Source organism: Streptomyces himastatinicus ATCC 53653, assembly GCF_000158915.1.
Classification (GTDB): Bacteria; Actinomycetota; Actinomycetes; order Streptomycetales; family Streptomycetaceae; genus Streptomyces; species Streptomyces himastatinicus.
The window spans coordinates 4,974,770-4,989,883 of the sequence record NZ_GG657754.1; the positions used below are offsets into that span (position 1 = coordinate 4,974,770).

A 15,114-nucleotide genomic window follows, 5' to 3' on the forward strand; every position below is an offset into this window, starting at 1 on the left:
TCCGCCTCCGGCCCGCCTCTCGCCCGGGTCCGGCGGGTGTCCGGCCGGTGGCCGGCCATTGACGGACATCCGTGGCTAGGGCAAGGATCACACCTCATGCAGTCCTCGCAGCAGCCCCACCGTGTGCGCCCGACGCTCGTCGCGCGCCGCCATGTGGACTTCGGCCGCGTCGCGAGCGCTCTGTGTCGCCACAGCGCGTAATCACCGCGTGAGCGGCAGCGCCGCGCGATCACCGCGCGGCCGCCGCTCACTCCTGGCCCGCCGCGTCCTCAGCCGCGCAGGCCCCGCCACCCGCGCCGTCGCGCGGCGACGCTCCGTTGATGCCCCGCCGTGCCGCGGCGCGCCCCTGTTCCGGTCGCGCGCCCCCTTGGCGCGCCCCGTCCCGCCCCGACCTCCGGAGGACCCATGTCCGTACAGCCCCCGTCCGAGCCCGCGTCCCAGGACGGCGCTCCGTCCCGGATATCCCGGCGGACCCTCGGCGGGCTGGCCGCCGCCGGAGCGGCCGCCTCCGCCGTGGGGCTGTCCCCCGGTACGGCCGCCGCCGATGAGGCCACCGCCGAGGCCAGCGCGGCGGGGCGGCCGTTCCGCGCCGTCCCCGGACGGCGCTCGCCCCGGCCGAACATCCTGTTCATCCTGGGCGACGACCTCGGCTGGGCGGATCTGTCCTCGTACGGTTCGCCGGACATCAAGACCCCGCACCTGGACCGGCTCGCCGCCCAGGGCGTCCGCTTCACCGACGCCTACGCGGGCTCCTCCACCTGCTCGCCCACCCGCTTCAGCCTGTACACGGGCCGCTACCCGGGCCGTACGAAGGGCGGGCTCGCCGAGCCGATCCCGGGCGGCTCCACGGAGGGGCTGCCGCCGAGCCATCCGACGCTCGCCTCGCTGCTGCGCGGCGCCGGGTACGCGACCGGCCTGATCGGCAAGTGGCACTGCGGCTATCTGCCCGACTACAGCCCGACCCGGTCCGGCTGGGACGAATTCTTCGGGAACTTCGGCGGGGGCCCTGGAGTACTACTCCAAGCTGGGGCTCACCGGCGAGTACGACCTGTACGAGGGCGAGGTCGCCCACAAGGACCTGCGCTACTACACCCGCGTCATCACCGAGAAGGCCGTCGACTACGTGGGCCGCGGCGCCGACGACGACAAGCCGTGGCTGCTGAACCTGAACTTCACCACCCCCCACTGGCCCTGGCTCGCGGACGGCGACGAGGAGGAGAGCGCACGGCTCACCGCCCGTATCAAGGCGGGCGAGAAGGGGGTGCTCAACCACCTCGACGGCGGCTCCCTCGCCAAATACAAGGAGATGGTCGAGGACCTGGACCGGTCGGTCGGCGAGGTGCTCGCCGCGCTGCGCCGGTCCGGCCAGGAGCGGGACACGCTGGTCTTCTTCGCCAGCGACAACGGCGGTGAGCGCTGGTCCTACCAGTGGCCGCTGACCGGAGCGAAGTTCTCACTGCACGAGGGCGGTATCCGGGTGCCCACCATCGTGCGCTGGCCCGCCCGCCTCGCCCCCGGCCAGGTCAGCCACGAGCCGGTCTTCACCCCCGACTGGACGGCCACCCTGCTGGAGCTGGGCGGTGCCCGCCCGGACCCCGCCCATCCGCTCGACGGCACGAGCCTCGCGCCGTACCTGCTGCACGGCGAGCGGCTGCCCGAGCGCGAGCTGTTCTGGCGGGTGCGCGGCGAGCGGGCGCTGCGGAGCGGTGAGTGGAAGTACTACCGCGGGCAGAACGGCAAGGACCAGCTCTTCAACATCCCGGCCGACCCGCGCGAGCAGGCCGACCGGGCAGGCGCGGAGAAGGAACTGGTGGCGCGGCTGCGGACCGCCTGGGAGAAGGTCGACGCGACGCTCCTGCCGTACCCCGAGGGCTGAGGCCCGCCAGTCCTCGCTAGTCGCGGACGGGGAGGTGCGCGGCGAGGTCGGCGCGCTCGCCGCTCGCCGTCACCTCACCGGCCTCCAGCGCCTCGGACCAGCCGATCCGGCCGGTGGCCAGCCGGATCCAGGTCAGCGCGTCCGTCTCGACGACGTTCGGCGGTGTGCCGCGGGTGTGCCGCGGCCCCTCCACGCACTGCACGACGGCGAACGGCGGGATGCGCAGCTCGACCGACCCGCCGGGCGCCTTCGCCGCGAGGCCGTCCGCCAGCACCCGGACGGCGGTGGCCAGCGCCTGGCGGTCGTACGGCACGGTCAGGCCCGTGGCCGCCGCCAGATCGTCGCTGTGGACGACCAGCTCGACGCAGCGGGTGACCAGGACGTCGTCCTCACCGACCGCGGTCGGCAGCTCCGCGATCAGCTCACGGACCGACCGGCCGCCGCCCCGGGTGGGCGCCCCGAGCCGCTCCTCGTCCAGCCCGCGCACCGCCTCCTGGACGTGCCGCAGCTGCGCGGTCACGGCGGCGCGGGTCTTGGCGGGGTCGTACGTACGGGCGCGGGCGCGGGCACGGGGCGGCATGCCGCCGAGCCTATCGACAGCCGGGCGGGCTCGACGGAGGATGGAAGAAAGGGGACAGAGAGGTTTTTATCAGAACGAAAGGTGTGAATGGCCATGGGTGAGCACCCCGATGCCGCCGTGGTGCGCCGCGCATGCACCGCGTTCCAGCAAGGCGATCTGGACACCCTCTCCACGCTGGTGACGGCGGACGTCGTCCAGCATGTGCCCGGTGACAACATGCTCGCCGGACACCACAAGGGCCGCGACGCGTGCATGCAGCTGTGGCGTACCGAGTACGAGGAGACCGGCGGCACACTGCGGGTCGACATCGACTCGGTGATGCCCGACGGGCGCGGGCACGTGATCTCCGGCCATCGCTGCCGCGCCGAGCGCGGCAACCGCACGATGGACATGAAGACCGGGCTGTTCTTCACCATCGTCGGTGGAAAGATCAGCGACATCGACCAGTGCGTCGAGGACATCGACGCCGCCGACGCCTTCTGGGGGAAGTGACCCCGGAGCATGCGCGTGGCCCCGCCCACCAGGGCGGGGCCACGCGATACGGCCCGTCTCAGGCCAGCAGGCCCGGGATGGTCGCCTCGTAGGGCTCCCGCAGCTCCGCCAGCGGGATCGAGAACTGGCCCTGGACGTCGATCGTCTCGCCGTCCACGACACCGATCCGGGTCGCGGGAAGCCCGCGCGCCCCGCACATGTCGTTGAAGCGGATCTCCTCGCTGCGCGGGACGGACACGACGGCCCGGCCCGCGGACTCGGAGAACAGCAGCACGAAGGGGTCCGTGCCGTCGGGGACGACGATCCGGGCGCCCTTGCCGCCGCGCAGGCACGACTCGGTCACGGCCTGGATCAGGCCGCCGTCGGACAGGTCGTGGGCCGCGTCCACCATGCCGTCGCGGGAGGCCGAGATCAGGATCTCGGCGAGCAGCCGCTCGCGCTCCAGGTCCACCTTCGGCGGCAGCCCGCCCAGGTGGTCGTGGATCACCTGCGACCAGGCCGAGCCGCCCAGCTCCTCGGCGGTGTCGCCGAGCAGGTACAGCAGCTGGCCCTCCTCGGCGAACGCCATCGGCGTGCGCCGCGCGACATCGTCGATCACGCCGAGCACGGCGACGACCGGCGTCGGGTGGATGGCGGTCTCCCCGGTCTGGTTGTAGAGGGAGACATTGCCGCCGGTGACCGGGGTGCCCAGGGTCTGGCAGCCGTCCGCCAGGCCGCGGGTGGCCTCCGCGAACTGCCACATGACCGCGGGGTCCTCCGGCGAGCCGAAGTTGAGGCAGTTGGAGATCGCGAGCGGCTTGGCACCGGACGCGGCGACGTTGCGGTACGACTCGGCCAGGGCGAGCTGCGCACCCGCGTACGGGTCGAGCTTGGCGAAGCGGCCGTTGCCGTCGGTGGCGACGGCGACGCCGAGCCCGGTCTCCTCGTCGACCCGCACCATGCCGGAGTCCTCGGGCTGGGCGAGGACCGTGTTGCCCTGTACGAAGCGGTCGTACTGGTCGGTGACCCAGGACTTGGACGCCTGGTTCGGGGCGGAGATCACGCGCAGCACCTGCTCGCGCAACTCGTCCCCGGTGGCCGGGCGGGGCAGCTTGCCCGCGTCGTCGGCCTGGAGGGTGTCCTGCCAGTCGGGGCGGGCGTACGGGCGCTCGTACACCGGGCCCTCATGGGCGACGGTGCGCGGCGGCACGTCCACGATCTGCTCGCCGTGCCAGAAGATCTCCAGCCGCTCGCCGTCGGTGACCTCACCGATCACGGTGGCGATGACGTCCCACTTCTCGCAGATCTCCAGGAAGCGGTCGGCCTTCTCCGGCGTCACGATCGCGCACATGCGCTCCTGCGACTCGCTCATCAGGATCTCCTCGGGGGAGAGCGAGGAGTCGCGCAGCGGCACGGTGTCGAGTTCGACGCGCATACCGCCGGAGCCGGCGCTGGCCAGCTCGCTGGTGGCGCAGGACAGACCGGCGCCGCCGAGGTCCTGGATGCCCTCGACCAGGTCTTCCTTGAAGATCTCCAGGGTGCACTCGATGAGCAGCTTCTCCTGGAACGGGTCGCCGACCTGGACGGCGGGGCGCTTGGTGGGCTTCGAGTCGTCGAAGGTCTCGGAGGCGAGCACGGAGACGCCGCCGATGCCGTCCCCGCCGGTGCGGGCGCCGTAGAGGATGACCTTGTTGCCCGTGCCTGACGCCTTGGCCAGGTGGATGTCCTCATGCTTCATGACGCCCACGCACAGGGCGTTGACCAGCGGGTTCCCCTGATAGCAGGCGTCGAAGACGACCTCGCCGCCGATGTTGGGCAGGCCCAGGCAGTTGCCGTAGCCGCCGATGCCCGCGACGACACCGGGCAGCACCCGCTTGGTGTCGGGGTGGTCCGCGGCGCCGAAGCGCAGCGGGTCCATGACGGCGACCGGGCGGGCGCCCATCGCGAGGATGTCGCGGACGATGCCGCCGACGCCGGTGGCCGCGCCCTGGTAGGGCTCGACGTACGAGGGGTGGTTGTGCGATTCGACCTTGAAGGTGACCGCGTACCCCTGGCCGACGTCGACCACGCCCGCGTTCTCGCCTATGCCGACGAGCAGGGCGTCGGTCTCCGGGGCCTTCTCGCCGAATTGCCGCAGATGGACCTTGCTCGACTTGTACGAGCAGTGCTCGGACCACATGACGGAGTACATGGCCAGCTCGGCGCCGGTGGGCCGGCGGCCCAGGATGGCGCGGATGCGCTCGTACTCGTCCTGCTTCAGTCCCAGCTCCGCCCAGGGCTGCGCGGTGTCCGGGGTCTGGGCGGCGTGCTTGGTGGTGTCCAGGGTCATGCGCTGACCAGCCTCTTGAGGATCGAGGTGAAGAAGCCGAGCCCATCGGTACGACCGGTGCCGATCAGCGGCTCGACGGCGTGCTCGGGGTGCGGCATGAGGCCGACGACATTGCCCTCCGCGTTGGAGATCCCGGCGATGTCGCGCAGGGAGCCGTTGGGGTTCAGCTCCTCATAACGGAAGACGACGCGCCCCTCGGCCTCGAGTTCATCGAGGACGCGCTCGTCGGCGACATAGCGGCCGTCGATGTTCTTCAGCGGGATGTTGATCTCCTGGCCCTGCTCATACGAGCGGGTCCAGGCCGTCTCCGCGTTTTCCACTCGCAACTTCTGGTCGCGGCAGATGAAGTGCAGATGGTTGTTGCGCAGCATCGCACCGGGGAGCAGATGGGTCTCGGTGAGAACCTGGAACCCATTGCAGATGCCAAGCACCGGCATACCCGCCTTCGCCTGGGCGATGACGGTCTCCATTACCGGGGAGAAGCGGGAGATCGCTCCGGCTCGCAGATAGTCGCCGTAGGAGAAGCCGCCCGGCAGGATCACCGCGTCGACCTGCTTGAGGTCCTTGTCGCGGTGCCACAGCGGTACGGCTTCGAGACCGGCGGTACGGACCGCGCGCTGAGTGTCGCGGTCGTCGAGGGTTCCGGGGAAAGTGACGACTCCGACGCGTGCGGTCACGACTCCGCCTTTGCGGCGGCGTCGGCCTCGGCGGCCTCGACCTTCACATCGAAGTCCTCGATCACGGTGTTCGCGAGGAAGGTTTCGGCGATCTCGTGGATACGGGCGAGGGCGGCGTCGTCGACGGGGCCCTCCACTTCGAGTTCAAAGCGCTTGCCCTGACGGACGTCGGCGATGCCCTCGAAACCAAGACGGGGCAGTGCGCGCTGCACCGCCTGGCCCTGGGGGTCGAGGATCTCCGGCTTGAGCATGACGTCGACTACGACGCGTGCCACTGGCACTCCCGATGGTGTGGTGCTGGTGCGTAAGGCGGTGGCCCAAGCCTACCCCGAGCAAAAATCTACGCGAGTAGATATCCCTTCGAGGTCACGCGTGCGCATCATCCTCGACTCATCCGCGACAACCACGAGGGAAAGATCCAGCAAAAACGCATCGTCCGGATTGTGATGTGACACGCTGACGGAATTACCGGGGCTTCACAATGCAATGCCCATCGCTGTACAAATGAAAAAGCATTGTTCGCTAACAACTGGACAGCTGACATCTTTGCACGTCAACGCAACGATGCAGCCCGAAAGGACCGATATCCGTGGCACAGCGCGTAGTAGTCACGCTCTCCGACGACCTCGACGGACGGGAAGCCGAGGAGACGGTCACGTTCGGTCTGGACGGCAAGTCGTACGAGATCGACCTCACCGCCTCCAATGCATCGAAACTTCGCGACGCCCTCGCCCCGTATGTCGAGGCGGGCCGCAAGCGGGCCCGCTCCGGCAAGACCTACCGCCGCACCTCCGTGGCCCCGGACCCGGCAGCGGTGCGCGCCTGGGCGCGGTCGCACGGCATGGAGGTGCCGCCGCGCGGGCGCATCCCCAAGAAGGTCTACGAGGCCTTCAACGAGTCGCGCTGAACCGCTCGTTCAGGCGGCGTTCAGCCGAGTTGCACAACACCCCGGGTGGTCCGCTAGAGTCTGGAGCACGCCGAGGGGCGAGGCCGGAAGGCCAAAACCCCGAGGAACACACCATGCGGGTGTAGCTCAGTAGTAGAGCGCCCCCTTTCCAAGGGGGAGGCGCAGTGTGCGATCCCTGTCACCCGCTCTCATCACTCATCGTTCACCTTCGGGAGATCCGGTAGAGTGATGCGCGCGCCGATCGGTGAAAGCCGGTCGGAGGCATGCGGACGTAGCTCAGTTGGTAGAGCGCAACCTTGCCAAGGTTGAGGTCGCGAGTTCGAGCCTCGTCGTCCGCTCTCCAGATGCTTGAGGCGCCGGTCGAATCGACCGGCGCCTCAAGCCTTTTCGGTGTCCGGCCCGCCGTCGCGATGACATTTGTCATCGGGGCTGATGACAGCGCGCACTACAAGTGCTCCCCCGGGCGGCGAAAGCCTGGAGCCATGGATGTGAAAGAGAGCGCGATCGCGGTCGACGGGCTGCGGCGGAGATACGGGCCGAGCGGGAGCCGGGGGTACGACGCGGTACGGGGCATCTCGTTCTCGGTGGCGCGCGGCGAGCTGTTCGCGCTGCTGGGCACGAACGGCGCGGGCAAGACCTCCACCGTCGAACTGCTGGAGGGGCTCGCCGCCCCGACCGGCGGCGCGGTGCGGGTCCTCGGCCACGACCCGTACAAGGAGCGGGGGAAGGTGCGGCCGCGGATCGGGATGATGCTCCAGGAAGGCGGCCTGCCGCCGGAGCTGACGGTCGCCGAGACCGCGCGGATGTGGGCGGGGTGCACCAGCGGCGCCATGCCCGTCCGGGAGAGCCTGGGCCTGGTGGGGCTGGCCGGGCGGGCGGACGTACGGGTCAAGATGCTCTCCGGCGGCGAGCGGCGCCGGCTGGACCTGGCGCTCGCCCTGCTCGGCCGCCCCGAGGTGCTGTTCCTCGACGAGCCCACGACCGGGCTGGACGCGGAGGGCCGACGGGACACCTGGGAGCTGGTGCGGACGCTGCGCGACCAGGGCACCACGGTGCTGCTGACCACTCACTACCTGGAGGAGGCCGAGGCGCTGGCCGACCGGCTCGCGATCATGCACGCGGGGCGGATCGCCACCTCCGGCCGGGTCGCGGACATCGTCGCCGCGCGTCCATCGAACCTCTCCTTCACCCTGCCCGACGGCGTCTCGGCCGACGACCTGCCCCCGCCCGCCGCACTGGGCGCCCTCGAACGGGACTCGCTGGGCCAGTCCGTACGGCTGCGCACCCGCGACCTCCAACTCACCGCGACCGAGGTGCTGCTGTGGGCGCGGGAGCGGCGGATCGGGCTCGGCGGGCTCGACGCCCGGTCGGCCTCGCTGGAGGAGGCGTTCCTGCACATCGCGAGCACCGTCGACACGGCACAGGGGGAGACACCGTGAGCACGACGACCACCACGGCACCGGCACCGGCCGACACGGCACCGACGACCGCCGCACGGGGGCGGGTGTGGGCCCTGGCCCGCGGCGAACTGACCCTGCTGGCCCGCAACAAGGCCGCGCTGGCGTACGCGCTGGTGCTGCCCGGCCTGCTCACGTACAGCATGAAGACGGCGGTCAAGGGCGTCGATCTGAAGGGCACCGGGCTGGACCTGGGCACCATGCTGCTGCCCGGTTCGATCGGCATGGCGCTGGTGCTGGCCGTCTACATGAACCTCGTCGGCGTCTATGTGATCCGCCGTGAGGACCTGGTCCTCAAGCGGCTGCGCGCCGGGGAGCTGACCGATTCGGAGATCCTGTCCGGGGCCGCGCTCCCCGCCGTCCTGCTCGGACTCGCGCAATGCGTGCTGCTGGTGGTGGGGGTGGGCCTCGCGCTCGATGTGTCCGCGCCGGAGGCCCCGTATCTGGCCGTCGTCGGGATCGCGGTCGGCGTGGGGCAGATGGTGATGCTGGCCGCCGCGACCGCCGCGTTCACCAGGACCTCGGAGTCCGCGCAGCTGACCCCGGTGCCGATGATGATGATCTCGATGGTGGGCTCCGGTCTGTTCGTGCCGCTGGAGGTGATGCCGGACCAGGTCGCCTCGGTGTGCGAGCTGTTGCCGCTGACCCCGGTGGTCGACCTCGTACGGGCGGGCTGGACCGGGGACATGAGCGCGGTCGACGCCCTGGGCACCCTCGCGACCGCGCTGGCCTGGACGGTGCTGGCATGGTGGGCCGTACGGAAGCGGTTCCCCTGGGAACCGCGGCGCTGACCGAACGGCGCCGGCCGAACGAGGGGGTACGGGATCGTGATACGGCGATGGCGCGGGGCGGCGCGGCTGACGCGGGTGGAACTGTTCACCCGGTGGACGCTGTACGTGGTGCCGTGGTGCGTGACGATCGCGGTGGGGTCCGGCGCGCTGGCCGTGGCGGTGCGGAACGCGTCACCCGCGCTGGTGTGGACGCTGTTCGGGCTGGCCGTCGCCCAGAACGCGCTCACCGTCCCGCTGTTGCGGCGGGGGCTCGACCAGTATCTGCGCGGCCGCCCGACGGGCCGTCGGCTGCCCGCGCTCGCCGCCGCGCTGACGGTGGCGGGGCTGGCCACCGGGATCGTGCTCCAGGCGACCGGTGGGCCGTACGGGACGGGGACGGCCGTCCGGGCCGCCGTGCTCCACATGTCGTCGTTCGCCATCGTGTACGCGCTGCTGCTGCCGGTCCGTACCTACTTCGCCCTGCACACGGGGATCGGGGCGGTACTGGCCCTGACGCTGGCGACGGTCCACCCGGGCGCTGCGGCCCCGGTGTGGACGTTCGCCGGAGTCCTCGTCACCAGTGCGTTCTGCCTGTTCTCGGTCCGCTGCTCGGGGTGGATGCTCCAGGTTATGTACGAGGTGGACGCCAACCGGGAGGTGCAGGCGCGGCTGGCGGTCGCGGAGGAACGGCTGCGGTTCGGCCGCGATCTCCACGATGTGATGGGACGGAACCTGGCGGTGATCGCCCTCAAGAGCGAGCTGGCGGTGCAACTGGCCCGGCGGGAGCGGCCCGAGGCCGTGACGCAGATGGTGGAGGTGCAGCGGATCGCGCACGAGACCCAGATGGAGGTCCGGGGCGTGGTGCGCGGGTACCGGGAAGCGGATCTCCAGGTGGAGTTGGCCGGGGCGCGCTCGGTGCTGCGCGCCGCCCGGGTCGACTGCCGCGTCGACTTCCCGGCCGAGGACGACGGCGGGGCGCCGCTGCCCGAGGCGGTGCGGTCCGCGCTGGGCTGGGTGGTCAGGGAGGGGACGACGAACGTGCTGCGGCATGCGGACGCCGGACGGTGCGCGGTCCGGGTCCGGGTACGGGCGGGGACGGCGGTGCTGGAGATGGAGAACGACGGGGTGCCCACGGAACTCCGGACCGGTACGGGGGCCGGTACCGGGGACGGAGCCGGGACCGGAGCAGGAGAGGGCAGCGGGCTCAAGGGGCTGCGGGAGAGGCTCGCGGCGCTCGGCGGCACGCTGGAGTCCGGTCCCGGCGACGGCGTCGGGACGTACCGGCTGCGGGCCGAACTCCCGCTGGAGGGCGCCGCATGAACGACGCCGGGGTGATCCGGGTGCTGCTCGCCGACGACGAGCATCTGATCCGCGGTGCGCTCGCCGCGCTGCTGTCCCTGGAGGACGACCTGCTGGTGGTCGCCGAGGCCGCCTCCGGCCCGGAGGCGCTGGCGATGGCGCGGGCGCACCGGCCCGATGTGGCGGTGCTGGACCTCCAGATGCCGGGCAGGGACGGGGTCGGGGTGGCGGCGGCGCTGCGGTCCGAGCTGCCGGACTGCCGCACCATGATCGTGACCAGTCACGGCAAACCGGGCCACCTGAAGCGGGCGCTGGAGGCGGGGGCGCGGGGGTTCGTACCGAAGACCGCCTCGGCGCAGCAGCTCGCCGAGATCATCCGGGCGGTGCACGGCGGCAGCCGGTACGTGGACCCCGACCTGGCCGCGGACGCGATCAGCGCGGGCGACTCCCCGCTCACCGCGCGCGAGACGGAGCTGCTGGACCTGGCTGCGGACGGGGCATCCGTCGCGGAGATCGCCCGGCGGGCGGCGCTGTCCCCGGGGACGGTACGGAACTATCTGTCCGCGGCGGCGGCGAAGCTGCACGCCGAGAACCGGCATGCGGCGGTGCGCAGGGCGCGCGAGCGGGGCTGGCTGTAGAACGCTTTGTGGGGCTTTGTCCCGACGGTGGTGGCGACGGCCGGAGGTTTGGTTATAGTAGAGGCGCGCCGGACGGGAAACCGAGCGGTGCAGGCGGACGTAGCTCAGTTGGTAGAGCGCAACCTTGCCAAGGTTGAGGTCGCGAGTTCGAGCCTCGTCGTCCGCTCCAGCTCAAGGGCCCCGGTCGATGCGACCGGGGCCCTTGGCGTATGCCGCCTACCGGCCGCCTACCAGCTGATGCCGGTCAGCCGCTCGTACGCCTCCACGTACTTCGCCCGCGTCTGCTCCACGACCTCCGCCGGGAGCGGCGGCGGAGGCTGCTCACCGTGGCGGTCCCAGCCGGAGGCCGGGGAGGTCAGCCAGTCGCGCACGAACTGCTTGTCGAAGGACGGCTGGGCGCGGCCCGGCTGCCAGGTGTCGGCGGGCCCAGAAGCGGGACGAGTCGGGGGTCAGCACCTCGTCGGCGAGGACCAGCTCGGCGCCCTCGGCGTCCGCGGTGGCCGCCGCGTAGCCGAACTCGAACTTGGTGTCGGCGAGGATGATGCCCCGCTCCCGGGCGATGTCGCGGGCCCGGGCGTACACCGCGAGGGTGGTCTGGCGCAGGTTCGCGGCGGGCTCGGCGCCGATCCGGCGGGCGACCTCCTCGTACGACACGTTCTCGTCGTGCTCGCCGACCTCGGCCTTGGTCGCCGGGGTGAAGATCGGGGCGGGCAGCTCGGAGCCGTCGGTCAGCCCCTCGGGCAGGGCGAGACCGCAGACCGTGCGGCTGCGCTCGTACTCGGCGAGGCCCGAGCCGGTGAGGTAGCCGCGGGCCACGGCCTCGACCGGGATCATTTCCAGCGAGCGGCACACCAGGGTGCGGCCCTGCCAGTCGGCGGGGGCGCCGGGGGGCAGCTCGGTGGACAGCACGTGGTGCGGGACCAGGTCGGCGAGCAGGTCGAACCACCACAGGGAGAGCTGGGTGAGGACCCGGCCCTTGTCGGGGATCTCGGTGGGCAGCACCCAGTCGTACGCGGAGATCCGGTCGCTGGCGACCATGACGAGGTCGCCCCGTTCGGTCCGGTAGAGGTCGCGCACCTTGCCGGTGTGCAGGTGCTCAAGGCCCGGAACCTCGACCGGTTCGGGCTTTTCGACGAATCCGGACACGCTTCCTCCTGGTGGTTCTGTCCAAGCCACCACGATTCTGCCCCACGTCGTCCCGGCGGTGCCGCCAGCCCCGCCTGCCCCGCTCACCCCCGCTTGCAGATCCGGTCCAGCAGGTTCGCCGTGGCCCGCTGCACCCGCTCGTCCATATGCCCCGGCCGATCCAGCGCCGGAGACCACGCGAACGTCCCCGAGGCGAACACCAGGGCGCCGCTGGGGGCGCGGTAGAGGGAGGTGTCCTGGTGGCGGGTGGTGCCCTCGCCGTCCTCGTACGGGGAGTGGGCGAGCAGGATCCGGCGCAGATGCTCGGGCAGCGGGGTGCGCGGGAAGTAGCGGTCGGCCTCGCCCGCGACCAGGCCGGGCAACTCGTCGCCCTCGGCCGCCCCGGTGGCCTCCCACAGCCAGTGGCCGCCGTTCCGCACGATCAGCGGGCGCGGTTCGGGCACCCGGCCCGCGTACTGGATGCCGATCAGCTGCTGCTCGGGCGCCGATTCGCGCCACAGCGCGGCCCGGCCGGGACCGCGCCGCTTGCGGCAGGTCAGCAGGCGGTCCGGGCCGGAGGGCGAGGGGGCCAGCTCGACCTGCCAGTACATGGTGTTCGCGGAGAGGAAGACCAGCGAGGTGCCGCCGTCCCGGGCCCGCTCGACGGTGCGCCGCATCGCGGCCGACCAGTACTCGTCGTGGCCGGGGAAGACCAGGCCGCGGTAGCGGGTGGGGTCGACGCCGCCGGCGTGGAGATCGCGGGTCTCGGCGTAGGCGAGGTCGTACTCGTAGCGCTCGGCCCAGCGGATGAAGTCGTACGCGTGGCCCACGTGCAGCGGCAGCCCCGCGCCCGCGTACGGCCGGTCGAAGGAGACCGTGACGGCCGCTTCGGACTCCCCGAGCAGCCTGCCCCGCTCGTCCCAGGCGTGGTAGAGGCTGGCGCCGGTGCGGCCGTCCTCCGGGTAGAGGTTGTACGCCTGCCAGGTGAAGTCGGGGAGGACCAGAAGCAGATCGGCGGGGCGGCTGTCGCGGACCGTGAACGGGATGTGGCTGCGGTAACCGTCCACGGTGGTGAGCACCGCCACATACGCCCCGAGCTTCCAGTACGACGGGATCTGGAGCCGCCAGGACAGCCACCAGTGGTGGCAGGAGACGGTGCGGTCGGCGGTGAGCGGCGGCGGCTGCACGATGCCGGACAGCCGCGGACTGGTGGTGATCTTCGACGCGCCGTCGCCCCCGTAGTGGCCGATGCGGTAGATGTCCACGCTGAACTGCTGCGGCGGATCGACCGTGATGCGGAAGTCGATGGCCTCGCCGGGGGCGGCGGCGGAGGTCGAGGCGAAGCCCTTGATCTGGCGGCGCACATCGTCGGCGGTGCGCGGGCCGGGGATCCTGACCGCGGTCCCGGGGGCGTGGGCATGGTCCACGTACCACGGGACCACATGGCCCGTGTCGTCGAAGTAGTTCTCACTGGTGCGCAGCCAGGGCAGCGGTCCCTGGCCGAAAGGATCCGTCACCGCGTGGGCCAGCGCCCCGGACTCCCAGCGCCGGATCTGGTCCGTCCCCATCCTCGTTCCCCTCCCTGCGTGCCCCGGCGGCGTCCCTTCGCGCCTCGCTGCCGTGCGTTCCCGTCCCGCCGGTCCGGACCTTGTGGGTCCGGGTCCGCGGGTCCGGTCGGTGAACCGGGCTGGTGGCCCGGTCCGCTGGGCCGGGTGGCAGCGACCGGTCCCAGCACATCACATTACGCACCCACTCCGTCACCGATCGTCGTGAATTCTTCAACCGAAAACTATTCGCAAGCCCTGATTCCGTGCCGGGGCGGACGAATCAGACGAGCCGCACCGGCTTCTCGGGGCGGACGCCGACCTCGGCGAGCCAGCTGCGCAGCGGGGCCGCGTCCCCGTCCTCCACGAGAGTCAGCACCGGATGGGACAGATCGGCGCGGCGGCGGCCGGCCACCAGGAGCGCCGGACCGTCGAGCCAGTCGAGACCGGGGGCCGCGCCCGCGGTGTCCACGGCGGCGCAGCAGACCATCGCGGTCACATGGTCGGCGAGCAGCTCACGGCCCGTACGGGGTGGCTGGAGCGGGAGCAGCGGCGCGAACCCGTCGATCCAGGGGTCGCCGCCCGCGCCCTCCGCCGTACGCGCCTGACGGGCCTGTGCGGTGGCCCGGTGGGCGGCGGCCTCCTCGCGGGCCAGCTCCACGGTGAGCCGGGCCGCCAGGTCCTCGCCGAGCCCGTCACCTCCGATGCCGGTGCCTTCGGGGGCGGTGGCGGTGAGCCGGTCCATGACCCGGGCCAGGGTCGGCGGAGTGGGAGTGCTCGCGGGGGTCGGCGGCGGTCCTGAGGGGTCCGTGCGCTCGTCGAGGACGCGGTGGAGGCGGGCCGCCTCCTGGCGCCACTTGCGGTCCACGACCTCCTCCGGATACTGCCCCCAGTCGACCGGGGACCAGTCCGGGCCCGGCTCCGGCGGGCCGCCGTGGAAGAGCCGCGCCGCCAGCAGCGACGTGGCCTCGTCGATCAGTCCGGGCTCCTCCAGCAGATCGCAGGCGGGCCGCTCACTGAGCCGGGAGGCGAACCCCTCGGCGAGCCGGTCCCGGCGGGACAGCTCGGTCAGCGCCGACACCACGCCCGCGTCCAGCCGGGACGGCCAGCGGCCCATCCGCCAGGCGGGCAGCGCCACCCGGGTCAGCAGCCGGTCCCAGCCCGCGTACGCCAGGCCCACCTGCTCCTGGGCGACGATCCGCAGCCCGTAGTCGACGGCCTGGGCGCGCTCGGAGGCGGCCGCGGCGACCGCGCGCTCCATCTGGGCGGCGTGGTCCCGGCAGTTGCGCAGCAGCAGCCGGGCGATCCAGCCGAGGAAGGCGAGGGCGGGGCGGCGGACGGCCCGGCCGAGCGGGGTGCCTCCGCCGCTCGCGAGGTCGTCGTCCCGGGAGGCCGCGACCGCCACGGCGGCGTCCAGCCCGCGCACGAAGCGGCGGGCCGC

At 72.0% G+C, this 15,114-nt stretch carries 14 protein-coding genes, 3 tRNA genes and 2 pseudogenes; 11 read left to right on the forward strand and 8 right to left on the reverse strand.

Annotated features, from left to right (window positions below; all coding sequences use genetic code 11):
* The first annotated feature begins 96 nt into the window (after positions 1–96).
* Together SSOG_RS58465 and SSOG_RS20810 are read left to right on the forward strand one after the other, a co-directional pair.
* Positions 97–201, forward strand: a complete 105-nt coding sequence (locus SSOG_RS58465) for a putative leader peptide (protein ID WP_425385424.1) — start codon at positions 97–99, stop codon at positions 199–201.
* A gap of 204 nt (positions 202–405) precedes the next feature.
* Positions 406–1,876, forward strand: a pseudogene (locus tag SSOG_RS20810) (sulfatase family protein).
* 16 nt (positions 1,877–1,892) lie between these two features.
* On the opposite strand, the gene SSOG_RS20815 reads toward SSOG_RS20810, so the two are convergent.
* Positions 1,893–2,456 (reverse strand): sterol carrier family protein, encoded by a 564-nt coding sequence (locus tag SSOG_RS20815; protein WP_009716217.1) that lies wholly within the window; start codon positions 2,454–2,456, stop codon positions 1,893–1,895.
* 93 nt (positions 2,457–2,549) lie between these two features.
* On the opposite strand from SSOG_RS20815, the gene SSOG_RS20820 reads away from it, so the two are divergent.
* Positions 2,550–2,948, forward strand: a complete 399-nt coding sequence (locus tag SSOG_RS20820; protein WP_039941445.1) for a nuclear transport factor 2 family protein — start codon at positions 2,550–2,552, stop codon at positions 2,946–2,948.
* Positions 2,949–3,006: 58 nt separating this feature from the next.
* Here the strand turns inward: SSOG_RS20820 and purL are convergent, their stop codons facing one another.
* The 3 genes from purL to purS are packed head-to-tail and all read right to left on the reverse strand — an operon-like array spanning position 3,007 to position 6,208.
* Positions 3,007–5,256: a phosphoribosylformylglycinamidine synthase subunit PurL gene (purL, locus tag SSOG_RS20825; RefSeq protein WP_009716219.1), complete on the reverse strand. Its 2,250-nt coding sequence runs from the start codon at positions 5,254–5,256 to the stop codon at positions 3,007–3,009.
* A complete protein-coding gene (gene purQ / locus SSOG_RS20830; protein WP_009716220.1) occupies positions 5,253–5,933 on the reverse strand; it encodes a phosphoribosylformylglycinamidine synthase subunit PurQ in 681 nt (226 codons plus the stop codon). Before purQ ends, purL begins: the two co-directional genes overlap by 4 nt.
* Positions 5,930–6,208, reverse strand: a complete 279-nt coding sequence (gene purS / locus SSOG_RS20835) for a phosphoribosylformylglycinamidine synthase subunit PurS (protein WP_039938212.1) — start codon at positions 6,206–6,208, stop codon at positions 5,930–5,932. The genes purQ and purS overlap by 4 nt, the downstream gene beginning before the upstream one ends.
* A gap of 314 nt (positions 6,209–6,522) precedes the next feature.
* On the opposite strand from purS, the gene SSOG_RS20840 reads away from it, so the two are divergent.
* From SSOG_RS20840 to SSOG_RS20875, 8 genes are all read left to right on the forward strand, one after another.
* Positions 6,523–6,840, forward strand: coding sequence for a histone-like nucleoid-structuring protein Lsr2 (locus SSOG_RS20840; protein WP_009716222.1), 318 nt, complete (start codon positions 6,523–6,525; stop codon positions 6,838–6,840).
* A 115-nt stretch (positions 6,841–6,955) separates the two neighbouring features.
* A tRNA-Gly gene (locus tag SSOG_RS20845) sits at positions 6,956–7,027 on the forward strand.
* A gap of 78 nt (positions 7,028–7,105) precedes the next feature.
* A tRNA-Gly gene (locus SSOG_RS20850) sits at positions 7,106–7,178 on the forward strand.
* A gap of 144 nt (positions 7,179–7,322) precedes the next feature.
* Entirely contained in the window at positions 7,323–8,279 is a 957-nt protein-coding gene (locus tag SSOG_RS20855; protein ID WP_009716223.1) for an ABC transporter ATP-binding protein, read from the forward strand.
* A complete protein-coding gene (locus SSOG_RS48655; RefSeq protein WP_106516433.1) occupies positions 8,276–9,088 on the forward strand; it encodes an ABC transporter permease in 813 nt (270 codons plus the stop codon). Before SSOG_RS20855 ends, SSOG_RS48655 begins: the two co-directional genes overlap by 4 nt.
* Positions 9,089–9,124: 36 nt before the next feature.
* The gene (locus tag SSOG_RS20865; RefSeq protein ID WP_009716225.1) at positions 9,125–10,387 is read left to right on the forward strand and encodes a histidine kinase; all 1,263 of its coding nucleotides are present in this window, start codon (positions 9,125–9,127) and stop codon (positions 10,385–10,387) included.
* Positions 10,384–11,004, forward strand: coding sequence for a response regulator transcription factor (locus tag SSOG_RS20870; protein ID WP_009716226.1), 621 nt, complete (start codon positions 10,384–10,386; stop codon positions 11,002–11,004). Before SSOG_RS20865 ends, SSOG_RS20870 begins: the two co-directional genes overlap by 4 nt.
* Before the next feature lie 93 nt (positions 11,005–11,097).
* Positions 11,098–11,173, forward strand: a tRNA-Gly gene (locus SSOG_RS20875).
* Positions 11,174–11,231: 58 nt separating this feature from the next.
* On the opposite strand, the gene SSOG_RS57910 is transcribed toward SSOG_RS20875, so the two are convergent.
* From SSOG_RS57910 to SSOG_RS20890, 4 genes and pseudogenes are all read right to left on the reverse strand, one after another.
* Positions 11,232–11,375 carry a hypothetical protein gene (locus SSOG_RS57910; RefSeq protein WP_425385425.1) on the reverse strand — a complete coding sequence of 48 codons (144 nt, stop codon included), beginning with the start codon at positions 11,373–11,375 and terminating at the stop codon, positions 11,232–11,234.
* Positions 11,326–12,150: a phosphoribosylaminoimidazolesuccinocarboxamide synthase gene (locus SSOG_RS20880; RefSeq protein ID WP_009716227.1), complete on the reverse strand. Its 825-nt coding sequence runs from the start codon at positions 12,148–12,150 to the stop codon at positions 11,326–11,328. Before SSOG_RS20880 ends, SSOG_RS57910 begins: the two co-directional genes overlap by 50 nt.
* 83 nt (positions 12,151–12,233) lie before the next feature.
* Positions 12,234–13,697, reverse strand: coding sequence for a N,N-dimethylformamidase beta subunit family domain-containing protein (locus SSOG_RS20885; RefSeq protein WP_009716228.1), 1,464 nt, complete (start codon positions 13,695–13,697; stop codon positions 12,234–12,236).
* Between the two features lie 259 nt (positions 13,698–13,956).
* Positions 13,957–15,114 (reverse strand): annotated as a pseudogene (locus SSOG_RS20890) (hypothetical protein); the annotation flags it as partial.

Bases quoted from the DNA above. Each gene is read 5' to 3' on its own strand.
- SSOG_RS58465 (WP_425385424.1), top strand. From the start codon at position 97: ATGCAGTCCTCGCAGCAGCCCCACCGTGTGCGCCCGACGCTCGTCGCG.
- SSOG_RS20815 (WP_009716217.1), bottom strand. From the start codon at position 2,456: ATGCCGCCCCGTGCCCGCGCCCGCGCCCGTACGTACGACCCCGCCAAG.
- SSOG_RS20820 (WP_039941445.1), top strand. From the start codon at position 2,550: ATGGGTGAGCACCCCGATGCCGCCGTGGTGCGCCGCGCATGCACCGCG.
- purL (WP_009716219.1), bottom strand. From the start codon at position 5,256: ATGACCCTGGACACCACCAAGCACGCCGCCCAGACCCCGGACACCGCG.
- SSOG_RS20855 (WP_009716223.1), top strand. From the start codon at position 7,323: ATGGATGTGAAAGAGAGCGCGATCGCGGTCGACGGGCTGCGGCGGAGA.
- SSOG_RS20870 (WP_009716226.1), top strand. From the start codon at position 10,384: ATGAACGACGCCGGGGTGATCCGGGTGCTGCTCGCCGACGACGAGCAT.
- SSOG_RS20885 (WP_009716228.1), bottom strand. From the start codon at position 13,697: ATGGGGACGGACCAGATCCGGCGCTGGGAGTCCGGGGCGCTGGCCCAC.